The organism is Pseudomonadota bacterium (assembly GCA_039196715.1).
Taxonomy (GTDB): Bacteria; Pseudomonadota; Gammaproteobacteria; order CALCKW01; family CALCKW01; genus CALCKW01.
On the sequence record JBCCUP010000148.1, the window covers coordinates 1 to 3,594 of the forward strand.

Here is a 3,594-nt window from a genome sequence, read left to right on the forward strand (position 1 = left end):
CGATGGACGCACTGGTACCGACAGGCCATGAGCAGCGGTGTTGAAGCCTTGGTCCGCTTCGCCAAACGGCTCCAGCCCTACGCAAATGGGATCATAGCCAGCGCCCTCTATCGGCTGAACACGAGTGTGATGGAAGGTGTGAACAACCGCATCAAGGTCATCAAACGGATGGGCTACGGCTACAGGGACACTGAGTACTTCTTCCTGAAGATCAAAGACGCGTTTCCCGGTAAAGCGCGATGAACCTTTTTTTTGCGTGCGAACCGTGCTCGGGCCGTTGCGCGCGGCAAACAGCCCATCCAGGCGAACCGCGTGCGGGGTGCCGGCCAGCAGCACAGGCCATCCGCCCCGACGTTGATCTGGATCAACACCCGTCGCTCCAGCAAGGCGCGTGCTGATCCCACAGGCGAGGTGCAACGGTCGCGTGGCCGACCCGGCCGGCGTGCCGCTGCGATCCGCCTGTACACCACGCAAACGGGGAGAGTCGTGATGGGTGTTGAAACCGTACTGTGTATGCAACCGGCTGACATGGACGGTGCGCTGCTGCAGCCCGTCCTCGAGCTGGCCTGGCAGACCGGCGCCAGGCTTGATGTGTTGGTCACCGGTGTCACCTTGCCGACGGTGGCCCATGAGGGCATACCGAGACGGTGACGCGCTTGCAACAGGCGGGTATCTGGTGTCGCTGATGCTCACGCCCTGATCGGGCGAGTGGCGTTTCAGGGGTCGTTGTCCAGTTGCGCGACGTCGGAGAAACACGTCAGTGGCGTGTCGAGCACCTGAACGAAGTCGTCGGTCTCGGGCTCGGGTGCGACCGACACGCACTGCGCGCCGTCGGGCAGCGTGAATATCAAGGCCGACCCTGGGATGACCTCGAGTTGGAACACACCACCGTCGTCGACGATGGCGGGGTTCATGCCCCCCTCGATGCGCGCGGATTCGATGATCTGGCCGTCGAAGTCGACCACCGAGGCGATCAGCACATAGGCCGGTGCGACCCGCCAGACCTGCCGCGAGACGTGTCCGGGGAACAGGGTGACGACGCGTGCCTGCTGGTCGTACTCCATGATCTTGTCGTCCTTGGCGCGCAGCTCGATGCTGTGCTGGCGGTAGGGCGCCAGGCTGAACAGGCGTTCGGAACCGATCGCCACCTCGCCGACGATGGCGCGGTTGATCACCACGTCGAAGGTCTCGCCGACCGGTGCACCATCCAGTTCCACCACCACCGCGGCCGACCCCTGTTCGGTGTCGCCGAGGTGCCAGCGTCGCTGGTCGTCGTAGGCGGCACCGAAAGAGAACGAGCCCCCGTGGGTCACTTCGGTTTCGCCACTGGCACTGCGGCCCCAGGTGCCGAGTGCGCCGAACTCGCCCCAACGGCCGGTGTACTCGGCGTCGAGCCCGGCCGTGGTGGTACTGCGGTTCTTGCCGGCCTTGGCCGTCACCGTGACGTCGTCGCGCCAGCGGTCGTTGTCGCGCCAGGTCGATTGCACCAATACGTCGGGCCCGACGTCTCTTGGCGGCCTCTCGCCGGACACGCCGGTGTTGGCGGCGATGTCCCAGTCCTTGCGGTTGCGAAGCCACAAGAGCGACATCAACACCTGGGTCGAGCCGTCCGTGTGGGTCGCCTCGGTCGACCAGGACACGTTGAAACCGCGAAAGCGCCCGAGGTTCATGCGCGCCGACGGGGAGAAAAGCTGCACGCGACGGTTGCTCAACAGCAGGTGGCTGAAGCTGTAGCGCGCGCTGAGCTGCAGACGGCGCCAGCTGTAGTTCAGCGTCACGTCGAGGGCCCGGAACGGCTCGCTCAGCAAGGTGGTCGGGCGGCGGGCGGCGGCGTCATCCCAGAGCCGTGAGGCGTTGACCGCGGCAGTCAGTCTGCCGATCGTCGTCGATGCCTGGATTTGCAGGCCGCGCTCGCCGCGGGTGCCGAGGTGTGCCGTGCCGCGGACTTTGAGGTGGGGCAACATCAGATTGCCTCCGGCTCCGAGCAACACGCGGTGTCCGCTGGCCGCGAGGTTGGCCGCCAGCGCGGTGTGGCCGGTCATGCGGCGGCTGTACGAGGCCGTGGCCATCGCCGGCCGGTCGCAGTTCGGCAGGAACTGGGTGTTGGTCTCGCTCTGCCAGGTGCACCCGAACTCGACGTGGTAGATGTCCTCGCCGACCGGCGGCAACTCGTTCGATTTGACGAAGAATCGGTTCTCGCGCCGCTCGCCACTGACCGGGTCGATGATCGTCAGCTCGATTTCGTAGGCGCCAGCTGGTAGGGTCTGGCTGTCGATCAACTGGTTGCCAGCGGGGTAGGCCTTGCTGCTGAGCAGGCGGCCATCCCGCCGGATTTGCACCACCGAGCGGCGCTGCAGGAAGAGGGCAATGGGCGAGCCCGCGATCTGTTCGAGGTCGAGCCGCGTGTTCAGGCTGCTCGCGATTCGGCCGCCGATCACATCGATGCTGTTCACCAGACCGAAGCTGCGGCTGCGAAACAGGCCGACCTCGACGTGGTGCTCACCGGTTTCCCAGTTGTACGAGCCGGTCTCGATGCGGGGCTGGGGGTGCTCGTCGGAGACGCCAATGGAGTAGTCGAGGTAGCCGTCGCCGAAGGTGCCCTTGCCGAACACGCCGGCGTTGTAGCTCTCGCCACTGCTGCGGCTGCGGCCGAACGCCCCGGAGACGCTTGCGATACCGGTTTCTCGCCGCGGTGGGCGCGGCAGTCGGGTCAGCACCGGCGCAGCGCGCACCACCAGCAGCTCGGGGTTGACGAAGACGTCAACGCGGAACTGGCTCTCGTTGAAAATGATGCCGGCGACCGCCGGCTCGAGTCGGCCACAGCCGCTCGGGAAGTTGGGCGCGAAACAGGCGAGGTCATCGTTCAGCGGCAGCGGGCCTGAGAGGATCTCGAAGACGGCGTCGGGCGTGGCCAGGTCGTCCAAGGCGCTGAGCACCGCCTGGGGCTCGACGAACGTCAGCGATTGCAGGTCGTAGATGGCCGGCGTCGCGAGGCGTTTCTCGTCGCCGAACCAGATGTCCACGAAGGCCTCCTGGGGGCCGGCGAGGTCGGCAAAGCCCTCCGGAATCGCCTCGGTGTCGAACTCGACAGCCGCTTGCAGCGGGTGCCATGTCGACAGGGCCACCCCGGCAGCCACCCCGATTGCGCACAGCCAGCGCGTCGCGCGGGACACGGCGGTGCGGCCGCCCGGCAGACGGGCGGAGGGTGTTAAGCATGCTCGGCGCATGGCGGGGCGTCATCAAACGGTGGATGCTCACCCCTCTTGCAATCAAATCACACGCCAAAAACGGTAGATTTAACAGCACATTCGCCGCCGCTCGCTGCGCGAGGCGGCAGCTCCCACAGGGCATGGGGCATTTCCCGACACTTGTGGAAGCGTGTATGGACTCCTCCCCGTTTGCAAGACAAGGCTTGGATGTATCAACACGAAGTCGATTGCGAGCGTGTATTCGGTCTCTGTGTGATGTTGCCGTCCAACATCGGACCCCGATGGGCTATCCGCACGCCAACACCCTATCGACGTCACGAGTTGACTGCACTAAGGAACCTGCCCTCAGCCCACTCACTCGGCTCCCACATCGGGCTCTTCTGGC

The 3,594-nt window shown here is 65.6% G+C and carries 3 protein-coding genes; 2 read left to right on the forward strand and 1 reads right to left on the reverse strand.

Features of this window, described 5'->3' with window-relative positions; translation table 11 throughout:
• Both AAGA11_22795 and AAGA11_22800 read left to right on the forward strand, forming a co-directional pair.
• Positions 1-243, forward strand: a 243-nt coding sequence (locus AAGA11_22795; GenBank protein ID MEM9605705.1) for a transposase, incomplete at its 5' end; no start/stop codon positions are given.
• Between the two features lie 246 nt (positions 244-489).
• Positions 490-651, forward strand: a complete 162-nt coding sequence (locus AAGA11_22800; protein ID MEM9605706.1) for a hypothetical protein — start codon at positions 490-492, stop codon at positions 649-651.
• A 65-nt stretch (positions 652-716) separates the two neighbouring features.
• Here AAGA11_22800 and AAGA11_22805 read toward each other — a convergent pair whose 3' ends face one another.
• Positions 717-3,173 (reverse strand): TcfC E-set like domain-containing protein, encoded by a 2,457-nt coding sequence (locus AAGA11_22805; GenBank protein ID MEM9605707.1) that lies wholly within the window; start codon positions 3,171-3,173, stop codon positions 717-719.
• Positions 3,174-3,594 lie beyond the last annotated feature (421 nt).